Source organism: Trinickia terrae, from assembly GCF_005144415.1.
Taxonomy (GTDB): domain Bacteria; phylum Pseudomonadota; class Gammaproteobacteria; order Burkholderiales; family Burkholderiaceae; genus Trinickia_A; species Trinickia_A terrae.
On record NZ_SWJE01000004.1, the window covers coordinates 54,062 to 70,787 of the forward strand.

The 16,726-nt window shown below is 66.3% G+C and carries 21 protein-coding genes and 1 tRNA gene; 11 read left to right on the forward strand and 11 right to left on the reverse strand.

The genetic code is table 11. The features are described 5' to 3' along the window. The first annotated feature begins 138 nt into the window (after nucleotides 1–138). A complete protein-coding gene (gene lepB / locus FAZ69_RS07975; RefSeq protein WP_136893411.1) occupies nucleotides 139–837 on the forward strand; it encodes a signal peptidase I in 699 nt (232 codons plus the stop codon). Between the two features lie 61 nt (nucleotides 838–898). Here the strand turns inward: lepB and FAZ69_RS07980 are convergent, their stop codons facing one another. The 7 genes from FAZ69_RS07980 to FAZ69_RS08010 form a co-directional block, all read right to left on the reverse strand. Beyond that, nucleotides 899–1,558 (reverse strand): amino acid ABC transporter permease, encoded by a 660-nt coding sequence (locus FAZ69_RS07980; protein ID WP_136893412.1) that lies wholly within the window; start codon nucleotides 1,556–1,558, stop codon nucleotides 899–901. A gap of 134 nt (nucleotides 1,559–1,692) precedes the next feature. Continuing rightward, nucleotides 1,693–2,463, reverse strand: coding sequence for a transporter substrate-binding domain-containing protein (locus FAZ69_RS07985; RefSeq protein WP_136893413.1), 771 nt, complete (start codon nucleotides 2,461–2,463; stop codon nucleotides 1,693–1,695). Nucleotides 2,464–2,664: 201 nt separating this feature from the next. Beyond that, nucleotides 2,665–3,699, reverse strand: a complete 1,035-nt coding sequence (locus FAZ69_RS07990) for a quinone-dependent dihydroorotate dehydrogenase (RefSeq protein WP_136893414.1) — start codon at nucleotides 3,697–3,699, stop codon at nucleotides 2,665–2,667. Nucleotides 3,700–3,858: 159 nt separating this feature from the next. Continuing rightward, nucleotides 3,859–4,689 (reverse strand): arginyltransferase, encoded by an 831-nt coding sequence (locus FAZ69_RS07995; protein WP_136893415.1) that lies wholly within the window; start codon nucleotides 4,687–4,689, stop codon nucleotides 3,859–3,861. Between the two features lie 231 nt (nucleotides 4,690–4,920). Continuing rightward, the gene (aat, locus tag FAZ69_RS08000) at nucleotides 4,921–5,670 is read right to left on the reverse strand and encodes a leucyl/phenylalanyl-tRNA--protein transferase (RefSeq protein ID WP_136893416.1); all 750 of its coding nucleotides are present in this window, start codon (nucleotides 5,668–5,670) and stop codon (nucleotides 4,921–4,923) included. Between the two features lie 16 nt (nucleotides 5,671–5,686). After that, nucleotides 5,687–6,232, reverse strand: a complete 546-nt coding sequence (locus FAZ69_RS08005; RefSeq protein ID WP_136893417.1) for an NUDIX hydrolase — start codon at nucleotides 6,230–6,232, stop codon at nucleotides 5,687–5,689. 190 nt (nucleotides 6,233–6,422) lie between these two features. Then, nucleotides 6,423–6,499: transfer RNA gene (locus FAZ69_RS08010), tRNA-Met, on the reverse strand. A gap of 261 nt (nucleotides 6,500–6,760) precedes the next feature. Between FAZ69_RS08010 and FAZ69_RS08015 the strand changes: the two genes are divergently transcribed. Together FAZ69_RS08015 and FAZ69_RS08020 are read left to right on the forward strand one after the other, a co-directional pair. Continuing rightward, the gene (locus tag FAZ69_RS08015) at nucleotides 6,761–7,258 is read left to right on the forward strand and encodes a heme-degrading domain-containing protein (protein WP_136893418.1); all 498 of its coding nucleotides are present in this window, start codon (nucleotides 6,761–6,763) and stop codon (nucleotides 7,256–7,258) included. 4 nt (nucleotides 7,259–7,262) lie between these two features. Next, nucleotides 7,263–7,595, forward strand: a complete 333-nt coding sequence (locus FAZ69_RS08020; RefSeq protein ID WP_136893419.1) for a DMT family transporter — start codon at nucleotides 7,263–7,265, stop codon at nucleotides 7,593–7,595. Nucleotides 7,596–7,632: 37 nt separating this feature from the next. On the opposite strand, the gene FAZ69_RS08025 is transcribed toward FAZ69_RS08020, so the two are convergent. Beyond that, nucleotides 7,633–7,827: a hypothetical protein gene (locus FAZ69_RS08025; protein ID WP_136893420.1), complete on the reverse strand. Its 195-nt coding sequence runs from the start codon at nucleotides 7,825–7,827 to the stop codon at nucleotides 7,633–7,635. A gap of 105 nt (nucleotides 7,828–7,932) precedes the next feature. Continuing rightward, nucleotides 7,933–8,922: an NAD-dependent epimerase/dehydratase family protein gene (locus FAZ69_RS08030; protein WP_136893421.1), complete on the reverse strand. Its 990-nt coding sequence runs from the start codon at nucleotides 8,920–8,922 to the stop codon at nucleotides 7,933–7,935. Nucleotides 8,923–9,044: 122 nt separating this feature from the next. Here FAZ69_RS08030 and FAZ69_RS08035 point away from each other — a divergent pair, with 122 nt between their 5' ends. Both FAZ69_RS08035 and FAZ69_RS08040 read left to right on the forward strand, forming a co-directional pair. Beyond that, complete coding sequence (locus FAZ69_RS08035; protein ID WP_136893422.1) at nucleotides 9,045–9,716, forward strand: TetR/AcrR family transcriptional regulator; 672 nt, start codon at nucleotides 9,045–9,047, stop codon at nucleotides 9,714–9,716. A gap of 43 nt (nucleotides 9,717–9,759) precedes the next feature. Beyond that, nucleotides 9,760–10,896, forward strand: a complete 1,137-nt coding sequence (locus tag FAZ69_RS08040; protein ID WP_136893423.1) for an enoyl-CoA hydratase/isomerase family protein — start codon at nucleotides 9,760–9,762, stop codon at nucleotides 10,894–10,896. Between the two features lie 13 nt (nucleotides 10,897–10,909). Here FAZ69_RS08040 and FAZ69_RS08045 read toward each other — a convergent pair whose 3' ends face one another. Beyond that, nucleotides 10,910–11,335, reverse strand: coding sequence for a hypothetical protein (locus FAZ69_RS08045; RefSeq protein WP_136893424.1), 426 nt, complete (start codon nucleotides 11,333–11,335; stop codon nucleotides 10,910–10,912). A gap of 232 nt (nucleotides 11,336–11,567) precedes the next feature. On the opposite strand from FAZ69_RS08045, the gene ssuD reads away from it, so the two are divergent. The 6 genes from ssuD (at nucleotide 11,568) to FAZ69_RS08075 (ending at nucleotide 15,414) form a co-directional block, all read left to right on the forward strand. Beyond that, nucleotides 11,568–12,725: an FMNH2-dependent alkanesulfonate monooxygenase gene (gene ssuD, locus FAZ69_RS08050; protein ID WP_136893425.1), complete on the forward strand. Its 1,158-nt coding sequence runs from the start codon at nucleotides 11,568–11,570 to the stop codon at nucleotides 12,723–12,725. 35 nt (nucleotides 12,726–12,760) lie between these two features. Next, entirely contained in the window at nucleotides 12,761–13,561 is an 801-nt protein-coding gene (gene ssuC / locus FAZ69_RS08055; RefSeq protein ID WP_136893426.1) for an aliphatic sulfonate ABC transporter permease SsuC, read from the forward strand. Then, the gene (locus FAZ69_RS08060) at nucleotides 13,558–14,511 is read left to right on the forward strand and encodes an ATP-binding cassette domain-containing protein (RefSeq protein ID WP_136893427.1); all 954 of its coding nucleotides are present in this window, start codon (nucleotides 13,558–13,560) and stop codon (nucleotides 14,509–14,511) included. Before ssuC ends, FAZ69_RS08060 begins: the two co-directional genes overlap by 4 nt. A gap of 54 nt (nucleotides 14,512–14,565) precedes the next feature. Next, nucleotides 14,566–14,781 carry a TOBE domain-containing protein gene (locus FAZ69_RS08065; protein WP_063496361.1) on the forward strand — a complete coding sequence of 72 codons (216 nt, stop codon included), beginning with the start codon at nucleotides 14,566–14,568 and terminating at the stop codon, nucleotides 14,779–14,781. A 167-nt stretch (nucleotides 14,782–14,948) separates the two neighbouring features. Further along, nucleotides 14,949–15,146 (forward strand): hypothetical protein, encoded by a 198-nt coding sequence (locus tag FAZ69_RS08070; RefSeq protein WP_136893428.1) that lies wholly within the window; start codon nucleotides 14,949–14,951, stop codon nucleotides 15,144–15,146. Nucleotides 15,147–15,168: 22 nt separating this feature from the next. Next, nucleotides 15,169–15,414, forward strand: a complete 246-nt coding sequence (locus FAZ69_RS08075; RefSeq protein WP_136893429.1) for a DUF6566 family protein — start codon at nucleotides 15,169–15,171, stop codon at nucleotides 15,412–15,414. 67 nt (nucleotides 15,415–15,481) lie between these two features. Here the strand turns inward: FAZ69_RS08075 and FAZ69_RS08080 are convergent, their stop codons facing one another. Next, complete coding sequence (locus FAZ69_RS08080) at nucleotides 15,482–16,717, reverse strand: MFS transporter (RefSeq protein ID WP_136893430.1); 1,236 nt, start codon at nucleotides 16,715–16,717, stop codon at nucleotides 15,482–15,484. Between the last annotated feature and the right edge of the window lie 9 nt (nucleotides 16,718–16,726).

The following is a 16,726-nucleotide window of genomic DNA, read 5'->3' on the forward strand; positions in this document are numbered from 1 at the left end:
CGAAAAACGCTTTGGACCGCTGCGCTCACACGGGCGGCGGGCTGCCTGCGCGCCGGGCCCGGTGCTAAGATGACCGCCGCTCGCCCGCGTCCGGCGGGCAAGCCAAGCTTTCGAATCTCTTCCATAGGAGCCGCAGCGATGCGCATCGTGGGCAAACTCTGGCGCGACAACAAGAACCTGATCGCGTTTCTCTTCCTGATGGTGTTGTTTCGCAGCGCGATCGCCGATTGGAACGTCGTGCCGACCGGCTCGATGCTGCCGACGATCCGCGAGGGCGACCGCATCCTGGTCGACAAGATGGCCTACGACCTGCGCATCCCGTTCACGCACGTGGCGCTCGCGCATCTCGGCGATCCGCAGCGCGGCGACATCGTGACGATCGATTCGTCGGCCGCGCACGAGCTGCTCGTGAAGCGCGTGATCGGCGTGCCAGGCGACCGGATCGCGCTGCGCGAGAACGCGCTCTATGTGAACGGCGTGCGTGCCGACTACCTGCCGTTCGCTGTAGCGCCGATGAGCGATGCGCCGGACTCGCCCGGCGAGTACCTGACGGAACGCTTTGACGGCGTCGCGCACACGGTGCGTCTGTCGCCGATGTCTCCGAGCCCGCGTAGCTCGTTCGGCCCTATCGTCGTGCCGCCCGGCGAGTACCTGATGCTCGGCGACAATCGCGACAACAGCGCCGATTCGCGCTACTTCGGCTTCTTCCCGCGTAGCGAGGTGATGGGGCGCGCACGCCGCGTCGCGTATTCGCTCGACGCGGCCCACGCCTACCTGCCGCGTCTCGATCGCTTCGGTGCGCTGCTCGACGCGCCCGCACCGCTGGCGTCGCGCTGACCGATAGGTGAATGTGCGGACGGGCGCCCGCACGCATCAACACGAAGCGCGCCCGTCGCGCTCAATGCCGCGACGGCAGCGCGAGCCGCTTCTCATACCAGCGCTGCCCCCACTCCAGCACCTGGCATAGCACCCAATAGACGGCCGCCGCCGCGAGATAGAGCGGCAACGGCTGATAGGTCGACGCGATGATCTCCTGCGCGCTGCGCAAGAGCTCGGTCACCGTGATGACGGACACGAGCGACGTATCCTTGATCAGGCTGATGAGGCTGTTCGACAGGCTCGGCACGGCGATGCGCAGCGCCTGCGGGCCGATCACGAAGCGCAGCGTCTGGCGGCGCGAGAGGCCGAGGCTGTACGCCGCGAGCCATTGGCCGCGATGGATGCCGTTGATCGCGCCGCGCATGCTTTCCGACAGATAGGCCGCGACGTTCGCCGACAGCGCGAGCACGCCGGCCGGCGTCGGATCGAGCTCGATCCCGAGGCTCGGCAGGCCGTAGTAGATGACGAAGATCTGCACGAGGAGCGGCGTGCCGCGCATGAGGCTCACGTAGGCGCGCGCAATCCAGTTGAGCGGCTTGCTGTGGCTGATGCCCATCAATGCCAGCACGACGGCCGCGACGAGCCCGAAGACCATCGACAGCACCGCGAACTTGACGGTCAGGACGGCACCCTGCGCGAGCACCGGCATCGACTGGACGAGCAGGGAGGTGGTGGACATGTTCTTGGAAGGCCTTACGTACCGGGGAAACGAATCGAGCGCCCATCATACGCAAAATGCGAAGGGCGGCATCGTCGCGATGCCGCCCTTCGCATTGCTGCTTTGTAACGCGTATGAGTCCGGCTCTGCTCTGCTTACTTCGCGATCGGCTTCGTCACGTCGATGCCGAACCATTTGTCGGAGATCTTCGAGAACGTGCCGTCCGCTTCGAGCTGGGTCATGGCGTCGTCGATCGCCTTGGCGAACTTCGGATTGCCCTTCTTGAACGGAATCGCCGACGGGTTGCCCCCTTCGAGCGTCGCACCCGTGCGCAGCGGCAGCTGCGAGTTCTTGATCAGGTAGGCGAGCATCAGGCGGTCGTTGAGCGCGGCGTCTAGGCGGCCGGCCGCGAGGTCGCGCAGATACTCGGGCGCGCCCGGGTAGGTCTTGACGTCGATGCCGGGCACCGACTTCGCCATGTCCATGTAGTTCGTGCCGAGACCCACGCCGAGCTTGAGGCCCTTCAGGTCATCGAGCGACTTGAACTGGCGCGAGTCGTCCTTGCGCTGGATCAGTTGAGCGGCCGAGTACGTATAGGCCGGCGAGAAGTCGAGCGTCTGCTTGCGCGCATCGGTGACGCCGACCTGGTTCACGATCACGTCGAACTTGCCCGCCTGCAGGCCTGCGATGATGCCGCTCCACTCGGTCGTCACGAACTCGGGCTTCACGCCGAGCTTCGTGGCGACGGCCTTGGCGATGTCCACGTCGTAGCCGACCAGCTCGCCGTTCGCCGCCTTCGAGTTGAACGGCGGGAACGTGCCTTCGAGGCCGACGCGCAGCGTGCCGCGCGCCTTGACCTGATCGAGCAGGTCTTCCGCGTGCGCGGTGACTGCGGTGAACGTCGCGCCGATCAGGCCGGCAACCAAGAGCTTCCCAAGGAAACGCCGGGCCGCCCCAAGTTTCCTTGGCCCCCTCGGGGGGGGCTGACGCGAAGCGGCAGGCGTGGGGGCTGTTTTCAGCAACGCAAATTTCATCGTGTACCTGTCCTTGCCCGGTGGGGCGTTGTTATCGGCGCAATGATAGCCAAAATGCAATCGCCAGATAAATATCGTTTGTTTATTTCTATATTACGCGGAGCGAGTACGGGCGGCGGCCGCGCATTCGGCGATCAGCGCCGGACCGCGGTAGATGAAGCCCGTGTAGAGCTGCATCAGCGACGCTCCGGCGGCGAGTTTCGCACGCGCATCCTCGCCCGAAAAGATGCCGCCAACCCCAATGATCGGCACCGTCTGGCCGACTTCGGCGTGCAGCTTGCGGATCACTTCCGTCGAGGCGTCGAACACGGGCTTGCCCGACAGGCCGCCGGCCTCGTCGGCGTGAGGCAGGCCGGCGACGGCGGTGCGCGAGAGCGTCGTGTTGGTCGCGATCACGCCTTCGATCTGGTGGCGCAGCAGCGTATCGGCGATCGCCTTGATCTGCTCGTCGTCGAGGTCGGGCGCGATCTTCAGCGCGAGCGGCACGAGCTTGCCGTGCATGTCGGCGAGGCGCTGCTGTTTGTCCTTGAGCGCCGCGAGCAGCGCGTCGAGCTCGCCCGCGCCTTGCAATTGCCGCAGGTTCTTCGTGTTCGGCGACGAGATGTTGATCGTCACATAGCTCGCGAACGGGTAGACGCGCTCGAGGCAGTAGAGATAGTCCTCGGCGGCGCGCTCGATCGGCGTATCGGCGTTCTTGCCGATGTTCAGGCCCAGCACGCCGCGATAACGCGCCGCCTGCACGTTCTTCACGAACTGGTCGACGCCCTGGTTGTTGAACCCCATCCGGTTGATGATCGCATTGGCTTCGGGCAGCCGGAACATACGCGGGCGCGGATTGCCGGGCTGCGCGCGCGGCGTGACCGTGCCCACTTCGACGAAGCCGAAGCCGAGCGCGGCGAAGCCGTCGATGCAGGCGCCGTCCTTATCGAGCCCGGCGGCAAGGCCGACCGGGTTGCGGAACGTGAGTCCCATCACCGTGCGCGGTGCATCGGGCACACGCGGGCCGAGCATGCCCGCGAGCCCGGAGCGGCCCGCGGCGCCGAGCGCGGCGAGCGTCAGGTGGTGGACTTTTTCCGGGTCGATGCGAAAGAGCAGGCTGCGGACGAGCGGGTAGAGGGAGCTGAGCACGGGAAGGAGCCGGGTGGCGGAATTTTGGTAACCCGCTATTTTAGCGGGTTTGGGGTGCGCTTCCGCCGTGGCATGTGGAACGGTGAGGGCATGGGCCAACGCTCCAATGCCGGCGTCAACGCATCGGCGCCGATGCGCGACGCCGTTGCCGGCAGTCTCTCAGCGTTCGCCCGTGGAGCCCGCCGCATCGACGCCCGGCAGGTTCGCGCCTTCCGTGTCCAGCACTCCCCAGCGGCCCTCGACGAGGCCTTCGAGCGGACGGAAGTTGGACTTGTACGCCATCTTCGCGCTCTCGCGTATCCAGTAGCCGAGATAGACGTGCGGCAGCCGCAGGCTCTTCGCCTGCTCGATCTGCCAGAGGATGTTGTAGGTGCCGTAGCTCGCGTGCGGCTCGTCGGGATCGAAGAACGTATAGACCGACGAGAGGCCGTCGCCGAGGATGTCGATCATGCTCACCATGCGCAGCTTGCCTTGCTCGGCGGCCGTGCGGTGCGTGAGGTCGTGCGCTTCGACGGGCGGCTCGCGGAATTCGACGAGCCGCGAATTGATCCGGCTTTGCAGCAAGAATTGCTCGTATTGATCGCGGCTGTCGCGGTCCATGCCGCCGCCCGCGTGACGCGCGGCCTGGTAGCGCATATAGAGCGCGTAGTGCTCTTCGTCGTAGTGCAGCGGCGCGACCGACGCGATCAGGTCACCGTGCTTTTTCCACACGCGGCGCTGCGTGCGGTTCGGCTTGAACGCATCGACGGGCACGCGCACCGGCACGCACGCGCGGCAGCCGTCGCAATACGGGCGATAGGTGAAGACGCCGGAGCGGCGAAAGCCCGTCTTGACGAGCTCGGTATAGACGTCGGAATTGATCAGGTGGCTTGGCGTAGCGACCTGGGAGCGTGCGATGCGCCCGTCCAGATAGCTGCATGGATAGGGCGCGGTTGCATAGAATTGCAGCGCCGAAAGCGGTGAAAGCGGCAGCTCATTCGGGTGAGTCATTGGCGGCTCTCAAAGCGTCGTCTTTTGGTATCGCAAGCCGAGTCGGCCTATCTGTACAAGGCAGCCGGGACGGGCTCGGTCTTGGGGCAGGCGGCGCGCGGCAAGCGCCGCGGCCAGTGTCGATGACAAGTATATTGCGGACGGCGCGCGTTTGTTTCGTCTCGTGTGCAATGGCGCGCATGTGGCGGCGATGCGATGGATGAAAACGGGCGCCGGGCGAGCGGGGCCGGATCAGCGATCGCTATCGCCGCGCGCAGCGACGAGATCCAGCAGCACCGTCTTGTCGAATCGCCAGGGAATCGGCGCGGCGGCCACGGCGTGGCTCACGTGCGCGACGAAGGCTTTGCGCGCGATCTCCCGCGCCCCGAGCGACGCCAGGTGCGCCGTGTTCTGCTGGCAATCGATCAGTTCGACCTCATGGCGGCGCAGATGCGCGACGAGTGCGGCGAGCGCTATCTTCGAGGCGTCGGTGACTTCGGCGAACATCGATTCGCCGAAGAACATCTTGCCGAACGACACGCCGTAAAGGCCGCCGACGCGTACGCCGTCGAGCCAGGTCTCGATGCTGTGCGCGTCGCCGACCCGATGCAGCGACGAATAGGCGTCGATGATCTCCGCCGTGATCCAGGTGCCGCGCTGGCCGCGCCGCGGCGCCTGCGCGCACGAGCGCATCACGGCCGCGAACTCGCAATCGACGCGCACTTCCCAGCGTGGCTCGCGCAGCACGCGCTTGAGCGTCTTCTTGAGCGACGGCGACACCTTGAACTCGCCGGGCATGAGGATCATGCGCGGATCGGGGCTCCACCACAGCACCGGCTGACCGTCCGAGTACCACGGGAAGATGCCGTGCTGGTAGGCGTCGATGAGGCGCGAGGGAAGGAGGTCGGAGCTGGCGGCGAGCAGCCCCGGCGCGCCGCTCGTGGCGCCCAGCGCGCGCTCGACAGGCGGAAACGGATCGTCGGGACCGAGCCACGGGACCATGCGTCGTCGCGGGGGCTCAGCCGTCGCGCAGCGAGCGGAAGATATCGCCCGTATGCAGCCCGTAGCTGCCCGCCGCGCGGTCGGCGAAGAAGAAGCGCAGCGTCTGGCCGACCGTGGGGAACGCGATGTCGTCCCACGGAATCTCGCGTTCGTCGAAGAGCTTGACTTCGAGGCTTTCCTCGCCGGCCTCGATGTCGAGGTCGAGCAGGCGGGCGAGGTAGAAGAGATGCACTTGATGCACGTGCGGCACGTTCAGGAGGGAGAACAGATGCTGCACTTCGACGCGCGCGCCGGCTTCCTCGAGCGTTTCGCGCGCGGCTGCTTCCGATGTGGTTTCGCCCATTTCCATGAAGCCGGCCGGGAGCGTCCAGTAGCCGTAGCGCGGCTCGATCGCGCGGCGGCACAGCAGCACCTTGTCGTCCCAGACGGGCACGGTGCCGACCACATTGCGGGGATTCTGGTAATGCACGGTGCCGCAGCTCTCGCAGACGAAGCGCTCGCGGTTATCGCCGGCCGGTATGCGCAAGCTCACCGCCTGGCCGCAGGCTGAACAGAATTTCATAGGAAGCGGGCGGAAAAGTGTGGAGAGAGTTTATCACCGGGTAGGGGTTTCTCTTCACTCGGGACTGATGGCGGGTATCGCAATGCGAGCGGGAGCACGCAGAGGCGAGCGGAAAATGACGCTGCAAATGCAAAAAGCCCGATCGCGATGATCGGGCTTTCCTGGAATCTTGCTTGTGTTCTGTGCTGCTTGGTTGCGGGGGTAGGATTTGAACCTACGACCTTCGGGTTATGAGCCCGACGAGCTGCCAGACTGCTCCACCCCGCGTCCGTCGAAGAAAAGATTATAGGGCAAATGGGATGGCGACGCAACACCCTTTGTCGATCGAGTTGAAATTCGGCGCCGCGCAAGCCGCGCGGCAGCATGTCGCCGATTGGCCGAACCACGGCGGCTCGCATCCAAATTCATGAGCAGGGCGTGCGCTAGAATCGTGGCGAACTCGATTCGCATCTCGTGTACTCGCTTCACTGCCGATGTGCGCACGCGATGCGCGTCTCCCCATATTTCATTTGGACCTCGGCTCATTCCATGGATATCGCTCACGATCTGCAAGCGATCGCTGCACAAGAACATGCGCTTGTTTTCCCTCGCTTCGACGCCGCGCGCGCGTGGCAGCTCGGCGCGTATTTGCATGAGATCGCGCTCGCGCGCGGTCACGTGCTCGCGATCGACGTGCGTACTTTCGGTCAGCCGCTCTTTTTCTGCGCGCTCGACGGCGCGACGCCGGACAACGTCGATTGGGTGCGCCGCAAGAGCAACGTCGTCGCGCATTTCCGGCGCAGCTCGTATGCGATCGGCCTGCGGATGCAGCAGGCCGGCACGACGCTCGCCGACAAGCACGGCTTGCCGGTCGCCGAGTATGCGACGCACGGCGGCGCGTTTCCGCTGACCGTGGCGGGCGTGGGCGTGATTGGCTCGGTCACGGTGTCGGGGCTGCCGCAACGCGCCGATCATGAGCTCGTCGTCGAAGCGCTTTGCGCGGAGCTCGGCCAGGACTACAGCAAGCTCGCGCTTGCAAAGGCGTGACGCGATGCCGGGATATGCGTGGCTCGCGATCGCCATCGTCGCCGAAGTGATCGGCACCTCGGCGCTGCGCGCGGCCGAAGGGTTCTCGCGCTTCTGGCCGTCGCTCGTCGTCGTGGCGGGATATGGCGTGGCGTTCTATTGCCTCTCGCTCACGTTGAAGTCGATGCCCGTCGGCATCGTCTATGCGATCTGGTCCGGGGTCGGGATCGTGCTGATCACGCTCGTCGCCGTCGTGCTGTATCGGCAGGTGCCCGATCTGGCGGCGGTCGCGGGGCTCGGCCTGATCGTCGCGGGCGTCGCCGTGCTCAATCTGTTCTCGAAGATGCAGGCGCATTGAAGCGCGCGCACGCGCCGCCGCGCGATCGTGCTCGCTTCTACCGCGCGAACTCGATGCGAATGCCGGCCTCGCCGACCGCGAGCCGGCTTTGGCCGCCATCGATAGTCGCAGCGTCTTCCCAGATGCAGATGGCGCGCGAAATATCGATTCCCTTGCTCGCCGCGTGCTCAAACCATGTCGTTGCGGCGTCGGTTTCCGCGACCTCGCGGCCTGCGAGGAAGTACTTGCCCATCTCGTGCTCCGTCGTTTTTCAAGGTGCGCGCATTTTACGTGCACCACGTGAGCGGAATTTGACGCATCGCCGATGCCGTGAATAAGCGGCCTGACCTCGTTGCGTTCAGGCGCTGACCGCTTGCCGTGCGCCGGCGGCGCTTAGCGCCGCTTCGAGCGATAGCCGGATGCCGTCCTCGTAGGGTGTCTTCTCGATCGGACCGAGCAGCGCGCGCAAGGCGCTGTCGTCGAGCACGACGGGATCGGTCAACAGGTAGTGCATTTCCACGAGCTCGCGCAATAGCGGATTGAATAGACCGAAGAGACGCAGGAGCGGCTTGCCGGCGACCATCAGCTTGGGCGCATGGCCGGCCAGCCGATAGGCCGTCTCGGCAATTTCGCGTTGCGTGATCGTTCCGGCGCCGGCGAGGTGCAGCACGCGGCCATAGGCTTCGGGCGTGCGCGTGAGCTTTTCGACGACCGGGCCGACGTCGGGCATGAATACGAATTCGTGCGCCACGTCGATCGGGCCGATCATCTGCGCACGTGCGCCCTTTGCCGCGCCTTCGAACACGCCATGCAGGAAGCTGCGCTCCACGCCGGGACCGTAGAAATCCGGCAGCCGCAGCACGAGGGTCTGCAAGCCGTCTTTTCCGTGCGATTCGAGAACGAGGTTTTCCTGCGCGAGGCGCATGCGTCCCTTGAACGTGTGCGGCTCGCGCGGATGGGTTTCGTTCACTGGATGGGTTTGCGCGCGCCCGTACGGATAGACGGTGCCGACCAGGATCAGCCGCTCGACGCCGGCGGCGCGGAATCCATCGAGCGCCTTTTGCATCTGCTGCGGATGCAGTGCGAACTGGTGATAGGGCACGCCGACCAGGTACACGGCCGTTTGCAGCCCGCGCGCGGCGGCCGCGACCGAGGCCGGGTCATCGAGGTCCCAAGTCGCAATCTCCGCGCGGGGATCGCCACCGAATTGCGTTTCGAGCGGCTGGCGATGACGGCCGACGACACGGTAGTCCCGGCCTGCCGCCGCGAGCGCGGCGGCAATGCTGCGGCCCGCGGCGCCCGCTGCTCCGAATAGGCCGACTTTCCCTGCCCGCGTGACGTTTTCCATGACGACTCCATAAATGGGGCTGCACCCCGGGCGATGATTGCCGAGTAAAAACTGAACATCGTTCAGTGAGCGGTGTTCAGTTTAATTTGACTTTTCAGTTTGTCAACCCGAAAATGCCTGCCATGGGAATCGCCGAACGAAAAAACCGCCAGAAGCAGGCGCTGCGGGAGCGCATCCTCGACGCGTCGCGCGCGATCGTGATGCGCGAGGGCTTCGCCGCGCTGTCGATGCGCAAGATCGCCGATGCGATCGAGTACTCGCCCGCCACGCTCTACCTTCATTTCGAAAGCCGCGACGACATCGCTCGCGCGCTGTGCGCCGAGGGCTACGAGCAATTGCTCGCGAGCCTTGCGCCGCACGCGCAGATCGCCGAGCCGCGCGAGCGCCTGAGAGCGATCGCCCACGCGTATGTCGCCTTCGGACTCGCAAATCGCGAGACGTATCGTCTGATCTTCATGGAGGATCCGAGCTATGCCGATGCGGCGCTGGGCAGCTCGAACGCCGCCGCGGACGATGCCGGCGACGGCGCATCGGCGGCCGCAAACGGCGATGCGGGCGATGCTGCGTTTCATCTGCTGGCGAATGCGATCGAAGAGCTGAAAGCGGCTGGGTGCGTGCCACCGGCAGCCGACAGCCGCACCTGGGTCGAGGCGTTATGGGCGACGCTGCACGGCATCGTCGCGCTCTCGCTGACTTGCCCGATCTATCCCCAGTCGCCGGTTGAAAAGCTCGTCGATGCCGCAATCGACGCTTGGTTCGGCGCACCGCAAGCGCGACGCGCGAAGCGCGCGTAACGTGATACCGTGGTGGCCGTCATTCACTGTCGCGCCGCCGCTCATGTCCACGCCCGAATCCGTTCCCGTCACCGAGAGCGAAGAGGTTCGCGCTTATGTCGCGAACCGCATCGGCTTCATCGAGCTGAACCGTCCAAAGGCGCTCAACGCGCTGTCCACCTCGATGATCCGCGCGATGCATGCCGCGCTCGACGCGTGGCGCGACGACCCGGACGTGCTCGCCGTGCTTGTCCATAGCCCGCATCCGCGTGCGTTCTGCGCGGGCGGCGACGTGCGCTTCTTCCACGAAGCCTATACGCGCGGCGACCAGGCGGCCGTCGATACCTTCTTCATCGAGGAATACTCGCTCGATCACGCGATCTTCGCCTATCCGAAGCCCTATATCGCGCTGATGAACGGCATCGTGATGGGCGGGGGCATGGGCATCTCGCTGCCCGCGCATCGCACGGGCGGCTTGCGCGTCGTGATGGGCTCGACGCGCATGGCGATGCCCGAGACGCGCATCGGCCTCTTTCCCGACGTCGGCGCCGGCTGGTTTCTCGCGCGCACGCCGGGCGCGATCGGGCGCTATCTCGCGGTGACGGGCGCGACCATCGAAGCGGCCGATGCGCTCTATGCCGGTCTCGCCGACGTTTACGTCGACGACGAGGCCGTGCCCGCGCTGCTCGATGCGCTTGCGCGCGAGCCGTTCGCAAGCGGGGCGGAGGCCGTCGAATGTGTGCGGCGCGCGGCGTCGCTGTGCAAGGTCGTGCCGACGCCCGACACGTCGCGGCTCGCGGCGGCGCGCGCCTGGATCGACCGGCATTTCGCGCAGCCCGACATCGCGGGCATCCTGGCTTCGCTCGATACCGAAGCCGATTGCACGGCGAGCGACTGGGCCGAGGAGGCGGCCGGCGCGATGCGCGAGCGTTCGCCGCTGTCGATGGCGGTGTCGCTGGAAGTCGTGGTGCGCGCGGAAGGCTCGATGGCCGAGCGCTTGCGCAGCGACCTCGACCTGACGCGCTCGACGTTCGCGCACGGCGACGTGATGGAAGGCGTACGGGCGCGCATTGTCGACAAGGACAATCGCCCCGTATGGCGCATTGCGCGCGTCGAGGACGTCACGCGAGAAGAGGTGGAGCGGATGTTCGAGAGCCCGTGGCCCGCGGCCGAGCATCCCTTGCGTCACCTGGCGGGCTGACGCGGCCCGGGAATCATTCTTCTTCCTGCCCCGCCATGAAGGCGCGCATGAACACGAGCGCGCCCCATCCCCACATCGCATTCGCGGCAAAGCCGACCGCCAGGCGGGGCAGCATGTTGCCGCTCGGCCAGATGCCGCGCACCGGGTCGATGACGAAGGTGCTGGCCGCGGTCAGCACGATCCCTCCGAACACGAACGACTGCACCCAAGGCGCGACGCGCTCGGGCGACACGCGCAAAAGCCACCCCATCAGCACGGCCCAAGCCGCGCTCCAGATGGCGTTGGCGATGAATTCGGGGATGCCGAGCGGCATGAACGGTGCGGTCGAAAAACCGTTCGCGTCGATGAGGCCGGCGGCGTGCAAGAGCGCGAGCGTGGCCTCGTGGAAGAACAGGGCGGCGAGAAAGCCGGACACGAAAGGCAGAATGATTTTTTGCATGTAGTGCACCGAGAGGGGCGCGCTTGTCGTTCGTTCCCGCAAGCTGCGCCGCATTTCAGAACGAGCGACATTATAGAGGCCGCGCTGCCGTAGTGCGCCCCGGGTACGCTAAAGCGTCGTCCTAAGCACGAAAGCGGAAAACCAAAGCTCAAATAAATGGTTCTAAACGCCGGGACCGCTCCCTAGACTGGCTGCTCCTCATCCATCACAGGCACCCAGCAGGAGCAGCTAGATGAACGTGTTCTGGTTCATTCCGACCCACGGCGACAGCCGCTACCTCGGCACGACCGAAGGCGCGCGTGCAGCGGACTACAACTACTTCCGGCAGATCGCCGCCGCGGCCGATACGCTCGGCTACGAAGGCGTGCTGCTGCCCACGGGCCGCTCCTGCGAAGACGCGTGGGTCGTTGCTTCGAGCCTGATTCCTGCGACCAAGCGACTGAAATTCCTCGTTGCGATCAGGCCGGGCATCGCGTCGCCGGGGCTCTCGGCGCGGATGGCGTCGACCTTCGACCGGCTCTCGGACGGGCGTCTCTTGATCAACGTGGTGACCGGCGGCGATGCGGCCGAGCTCGAAGGCGATGGCCTGTTCGCCGGCCACGACACGCGCTACGAGATCACCGACGAGTTCCTGCACATCTGGCGCGATCTGCTCGCCGCGTCGCACACGAACGAAGCGATCGAATTTTCCGGCAAGCACCTGAGCTCGAAAGGCGGCAAGGTGCTCTATCCGCCGGTGCAGCGTCCGCATCCGCCGCTGTGGTTCGGCGGCTCGTCGCCGGCGGCGCACACGATCGCGGCCGACCATATCGATACGTATCTGACCTGGGGCGAGCCGCCCGAGGCGGTCGGGAAGAAGATCGCCGACATTCGCCGGCGCGCGGCCGAGCGGGGCCGCGAGATCAAGTTCGGCATCCGGCTGCACGTGATCGTTCGCGAGACCGAAGACGAAGCGTGGGCCGATGCCGAGCGCCTGATCAGCCGTCTCGACGACGACACCATCGCGCGGGCGCAGGCGTCATTCTCGAAGATGGATTCGGAAGGGCAGCGGCGCATGGCGGCGCTGCATGGCGGCAAGCGCGGCGGCCGCGCGGAGCTCGAGGTCTATCCGAACCTGTGGGCGGGCGTCGGGCTCGTGCGCGGCGGCGCCGGCACGGCGCTGGTCGGCAATCCAGAGCAAGTCGCCGCGCGCATGCGCGAGTACGCGGAGCTCGGCATCGAGACGTTCATCCTGTCCGGCTATCCGCATCTCGAGGAATCGTACCGGTTCGCGGAGCTCGTGTTCCCGCTGCTGCCGGGGCGCGGACGGCAGCGCGCGAACGGGCCGCTGTCGGGGCCGTTCGGCGAGATCGTCGGCAACAACTATCTGCCGAAGGTCAGCCAGAGCTGAAGCGCGCATCGTTCGTCCGTCAAAGGCAAACCTCCATGGCTCAGACTTCTTTCAACGCCGCGCGCGGCACGCTCTCGCGCTTCGCGCCGTGGCTCGTGCCGCTCGCGATCCTCGTCGCCTGGGAGCTGGCCGCGAAAAGCGGGACGCTCTCGGCGCGCATCCTTCCCGAACCGCTCGCAGTCGTGAAGGCGGCCTGGTCGCTGATCGAGTCCGGCGAGATGTGGACCGACGTCAAGGTGAGCACGCTGCGCGCGGTGTCGGGCTTTGCGATCGGCGGCGGCATAGGGCTTGCGCTCGGACTCGCGACGGGCCTCTTCAAGCCCGCCGAAACGGCGCTCGACACGACGATCCAGATGATCCGCAACATTCCGGCGCTCGCGATGATCCCGCTCGTGATCCTGTGGTTTGGCATCGACGAGAAAGCGAAGCTGTTCCTCGTCGCCCTCGGCGTGTTCTTCCCGGTCTACGTGAACACGTTCCATGGCATCCGCTCGGTCGACGCGAACCTGATCGAGATGGCGAAGAGCTACGGTCTCAGGGGCTTCGCGCTGTACCGGCATGTGATCCTGCCCGGCGCGCTGCCGTCGATTCTGGTCGGCGTGCGCTTCGCATTCGGCTTGATGTGGGTGACGCTGATCGTCGCCGAGACGATCTCCGCGCAATCGGGCATCGGCTACATGACGATGAATGCGCGCGAATTCCTGCAAACGGACGTGGTGGTGGTCGGCATCCTGCTTTATGCGGCGCTCGGCAAGCTCGCCGACCTGCTCGCCAAGGCGCTCGAGCGCGTGACGCTGCGCTGGCATCCGGCTTATCAACGAGGAGCGAAAGCATGACGGCGACGACACTCGCGACATCCTTCGGCGGCATCGCCGGGGCCGATCTCGAGGCCGAGCTGGTCCAGGCGCATGCGAGCGATCGCGAGCCTGGCGGCGCAGCGGTTGCGGCGGAAAGCTCGGGCGCGCTTGTGCGCACGGCCGGAGGCAATCCGTCCGTCGACGCCGCCGTCGAACTGCGCGGTGTCGGCAAGCGTTACGGCGAGCGCACGATCCTCTCGGACTTCGATCTGTCGATCGAGCGCGGCAGCTTCGTCGCGATCGTCGGGCGCAGCGGCTGCGGGAAATCGACGCTGCTGCGGCTGATTGCCGGGCTCGAGCACGCGGATGCGGGCGTGCTCGCCAAGAACGGTGAAGCCCGCGCGCCGCTCGAGACCCGCATGATGTTCCAGGACGCGCGTCTGCTGCCCTGGAAGACGGTCCTGCAGAACGTGATGCTCGGGCTCGGCCGCGGCGCGCGAGAGACAGCGCGCGCGGTGCTCGCGGAAGTCGGCTTGCTCGAGCGCGCCGGCGATTGGCCAGCGCAGCTTTCGGGCGGGCAGCGGCAGCGGGTGGCGCTCGCTCGCGCGCTCGTGCACCGGCCGCAACTGCTGCTGCTCGACGAGCCGCTAGGCGCGCTCGACGCGCTGACCCGCATCGAGATGCACGCGCTGATCGAGCGGCTCTGGCGCGAGCACCGCTTCACCGCGCTGCTCGTCACGCACGACGTGCAGGAAGCCGTTGCGCTCGGCGACCGGATCCTGCTGATCGAAGACGGACACATCGCGCTCGACCAGTCGGTGCCGCTCGACAGACCGCGTGCGCGCGCGTCGGCGGCGTTCGCGGCGCTCGAGGACGCGGTGCTGCAGCGCGTCCTCGCGAGCACGCCGCGCGGCGAGCCCGCCGTTGCGCCCTACGACCGCGAGCCCGAGCGCATCCTGCGGCCTGGCGACGTGCGCTGGGCGATCTGAAACACGTTCTTCATCGATATCGACATCCACTCATTCAACCTGGAGCAGACTCATATGGGCATTTCGGCGATCAACGTACGCAATCAATTCAAAGGCAAGGTCAAGGAGATCATCCGCGGGCCGGTGGTGTCCGAAGTCGACGTCGATACGCCGTTCGGCATCGTCACGTCGGTGATCACGACGCGCTCGGTCGACGAGCTCGACTTGAAGGTCGGCTCCGAGGTGGTGGCGCTCGTGAAGTCGACGGAGGTGTCGATCGCGCGTCTTTGAACGGTTTTTCCCGCCGGTTTTCTTGGAAGGGTTCATAGAGCCGCCGGCGCGCGTCGCGCCGGCGGCTCTGTCGTTTTCGATGTGCGCGGGCGTCCAAAACGCGTCCGGCGAAATGCGTCGAAAGTGCTAGGATGAATCGGGAGCGCAAGCGCAACGAGGAGCCTGCCATGTCGAAGTCTCTGAGTCCTGATGCAATCGAAGCACTGCGGCGCTTGAACGACGTGGGCGTCGGGCAGGCGCCGCCGCCGCTGTCGAGCGCGGTAGCCGCCGAGCTGATGCAAGCCGGCCTCGCCGGCGAATCCGGCGACGGCGCGGTCGAAATCACCTGCGACGGCCGCAAGTATCTGTCAGGCGATTGCGACTGATTCGATGGACGGGGAGGCCGCCGTGGAAGCAAAAGGCATCGATATGGGCGACTATCAGGAGGCCTATAAGGGCTACGACCTCGAAGTCGCCGTCGAGCAGGTGATGACCGGTGTGAAGTCGCACTTTCGTGTGCTCAGGGGCGACGAGGTGGTGGTGGATTGGCGTCTCGTGCACATCGACGGCTACTGGCCGACCGAGCACAAGGCGGCCGAGGCGGCTCTCGATGCGGCGCGCGAAGCGGTCGATCGCGAACTGCAGCCGGGCTAGGGGCGCTATTTACCGGAACGATCGAACGGATACGCAGTCACGTCGTTTGTGACGCGACTGCGTATCGTCATTGTCCGGTCGCGGACGACTGCTCTCTGTCGCCGGCGGGTTCCGCGGCGGGGGCCGGTTCGGCATCGCGTGTTTCCGGCAGCGCCGCCCAGACGAGGAATACCGCCAGCGCGCCCGCGACAGCCAACACCATGAAGCTGGCCGCGTTGCCGAAGTGATCGGAGATGAAGCCGGCGATGAGCGTGCTCAACGTCGCGCCGATCCCCGCCGTCAGGCCGAAGAGGCCGATACAGAGGTTGTAGTGCCCCTTGCCGCCCGCCACGTCGGCGGCGATCAGCGGCAGCATCACGCCGAACACGGCGGCGCTGATGCCGTCGAACAGCTGCACCGGCACGAGCAGGTACGGGCTACTGACGCCCGCAAACAAAAGCGCGCGCACCGGCAGTGCGGAAAACCCGAGCAGCAGGATCGGCCGTCGGCCCCACCGCTCGGCTGAGCGTCCCACCCACGGCGAGAGCGCCGCCACCACCATTTGCGGGACGATGATGCACGCCGCGATCACGAGCTGGACGTTGTCGCTCATATGCGTCGTGACTTCGCCCGCGGCAAGGTTGAGCATCGCCGCGTTCGACAGGTGAAAGAGCGCGATGCAGGCCGCGAAGATCAGCATGCGCTTGTCGCGCAGCAGCACCGACATGCTTTCGCGTTCCTCGGGCGGCGGCGGGGCGCCGTAGGGCGCGGCCCCGGTGTTCTCGATCATCGAAAGCGCCACCAGGGCCGGGATCGTGAGCGCCGCGGTCAGCCAGAACACGGCGCGCGCGGAATAGTACTCCCCGAAGAGTCCCATCAGGCCCGCTGCGACCGCGCTGCCGATCGAGGCCCAGCGCGCATTGCGCCCCAGCCGGTTGCCGAGCCCATGGCGGCCGACGAGCGCAATCGAGATCGCCGCGATCGCCGGCGTCAGCATGCAGCTCGCGAAGCCGTGGAAGACCTCGGCGGCCAGCACCGGCAAGAGCGTCGGGCTCGCCGCCAGCAACAGCGCGCAGGCGGCGATCGCGAGAATCGCCGCGGCGCCCGCGAAGCGCTTGTTGCGCATCACGTCGATCAAGGCGCCGGCCGGGACCTGACTGATCATCGCCGTGGCCGTGCCGACCGAGAGCGCCACGCCGATCTCGCCCTGCGTCCACCGGTTCGACGTCAGGTAGGAGGCGATGAACGGCCCGAAGCCGGTCTGCACGTTGGCGAGGAAGAAGTTCAGCCAGTCGAGCGCGCGAAGGCTACGTACGAGTGCCATGTGCGGTCG

What these genes read in the sequence shown, in the direction of transcription:
- lepB (WP_136893411.1), top strand. Translation starts at nt 139, where the DNA reads ATGCGCATCGTGGGCAAACTCTGGCGCGACAACAAGAACCTGATCGCG.
- FAZ69_RS07980 (WP_136893412.1), bottom strand. Translation starts at nt 1,558, where the DNA reads ATGTCCACCACCTCCCTGCTCGTCCAGTCGATGCCGGTGCTCGCGCAG.
- FAZ69_RS07995 (WP_136893415.1), bottom strand. Translation starts at nt 4,689, where the DNA reads ATGACTCACCCGAATGAGCTGCCGCTTTCACCGCTTTCGGCGCTGCAA.
- aat (WP_136893416.1), bottom strand. Translation starts at nt 5,670, where the DNA reads ATGGTCCCGTGGCTCGGTCCCGACGATCCGTTTCCGCCTGTCGAGCGC.
- FAZ69_RS08005 (WP_136893417.1), bottom strand. Translation starts at nt 6,232, where the DNA reads ATGAAATTCTGTTCAGCCTGCGGCCAGGCGGTGAGCTTGCGCATACCG.
- FAZ69_RS08015 (WP_136893418.1), top strand. Translation starts at nt 6,761, where the DNA reads ATGGATATCGCTCACGATCTGCAAGCGATCGCTGCACAAGAACATGCG.
- FAZ69_RS08020 (WP_136893419.1), top strand. Translation starts at nt 7,263, where the DNA reads ATGCCGGGATATGCGTGGCTCGCGATCGCCATCGTCGCCGAAGTGATC.
- FAZ69_RS08025 (WP_136893420.1), bottom strand. Translation starts at nt 7,827, where the DNA reads ATGGGCAAGTACTTCCTCGCAGGCCGCGAGGTCGCGGAAACCGACGCC.
- FAZ69_RS08030 (WP_136893421.1), bottom strand. Translation starts at nt 8,922, where the DNA reads ATGGAAAACGTCACGCGGGCAGGGAAAGTCGGCCTATTCGGAGCAGCG.
- FAZ69_RS08035 (WP_136893422.1), top strand. Translation starts at nt 9,045, where the DNA reads ATGGGAATCGCCGAACGAAAAAACCGCCAGAAGCAGGCGCTGCGGGAG.
- FAZ69_RS08040 (WP_136893423.1), top strand. Translation starts at nt 9,760, where the DNA reads ATGTCCACGCCCGAATCCGTTCCCGTCACCGAGAGCGAAGAGGTTCGC.
- FAZ69_RS08045 (WP_136893424.1), bottom strand. Translation starts at nt 11,335, where the DNA reads ATGCAAAAAATCATTCTGCCTTTCGTGTCCGGCTTTCTCGCCGCCCTG.
- ssuD (WP_136893425.1), top strand. Translation starts at nt 11,568, where the DNA reads ATGAACGTGTTCTGGTTCATTCCGACCCACGGCGACAGCCGCTACCTC.
- ssuC (WP_136893426.1), top strand. Translation starts at nt 12,761, where the DNA reads ATGGCTCAGACTTCTTTCAACGCCGCGCGCGGCACGCTCTCGCGCTTC.
- FAZ69_RS08060 (WP_136893427.1), top strand. Translation starts at nt 13,558, where the DNA reads ATGACGGCGACGACACTCGCGACATCCTTCGGCGGCATCGCCGGGGCC.
- FAZ69_RS08065 (WP_063496361.1), top strand. Translation starts at nt 14,566, where the DNA reads ATGGGCATTTCGGCGATCAACGTACGCAATCAATTCAAAGGCAAGGTC.
- FAZ69_RS08070 (WP_136893428.1), top strand. Translation starts at nt 14,949, where the DNA reads ATGTCGAAGTCTCTGAGTCCTGATGCAATCGAAGCACTGCGGCGCTTG.
- FAZ69_RS08080 (WP_136893430.1), bottom strand. Translation starts at nt 16,717, where the DNA reads ATGGCACTCGTACGTAGCCTTCGCGCGCTCGACTGGCTGAACTTCTTC.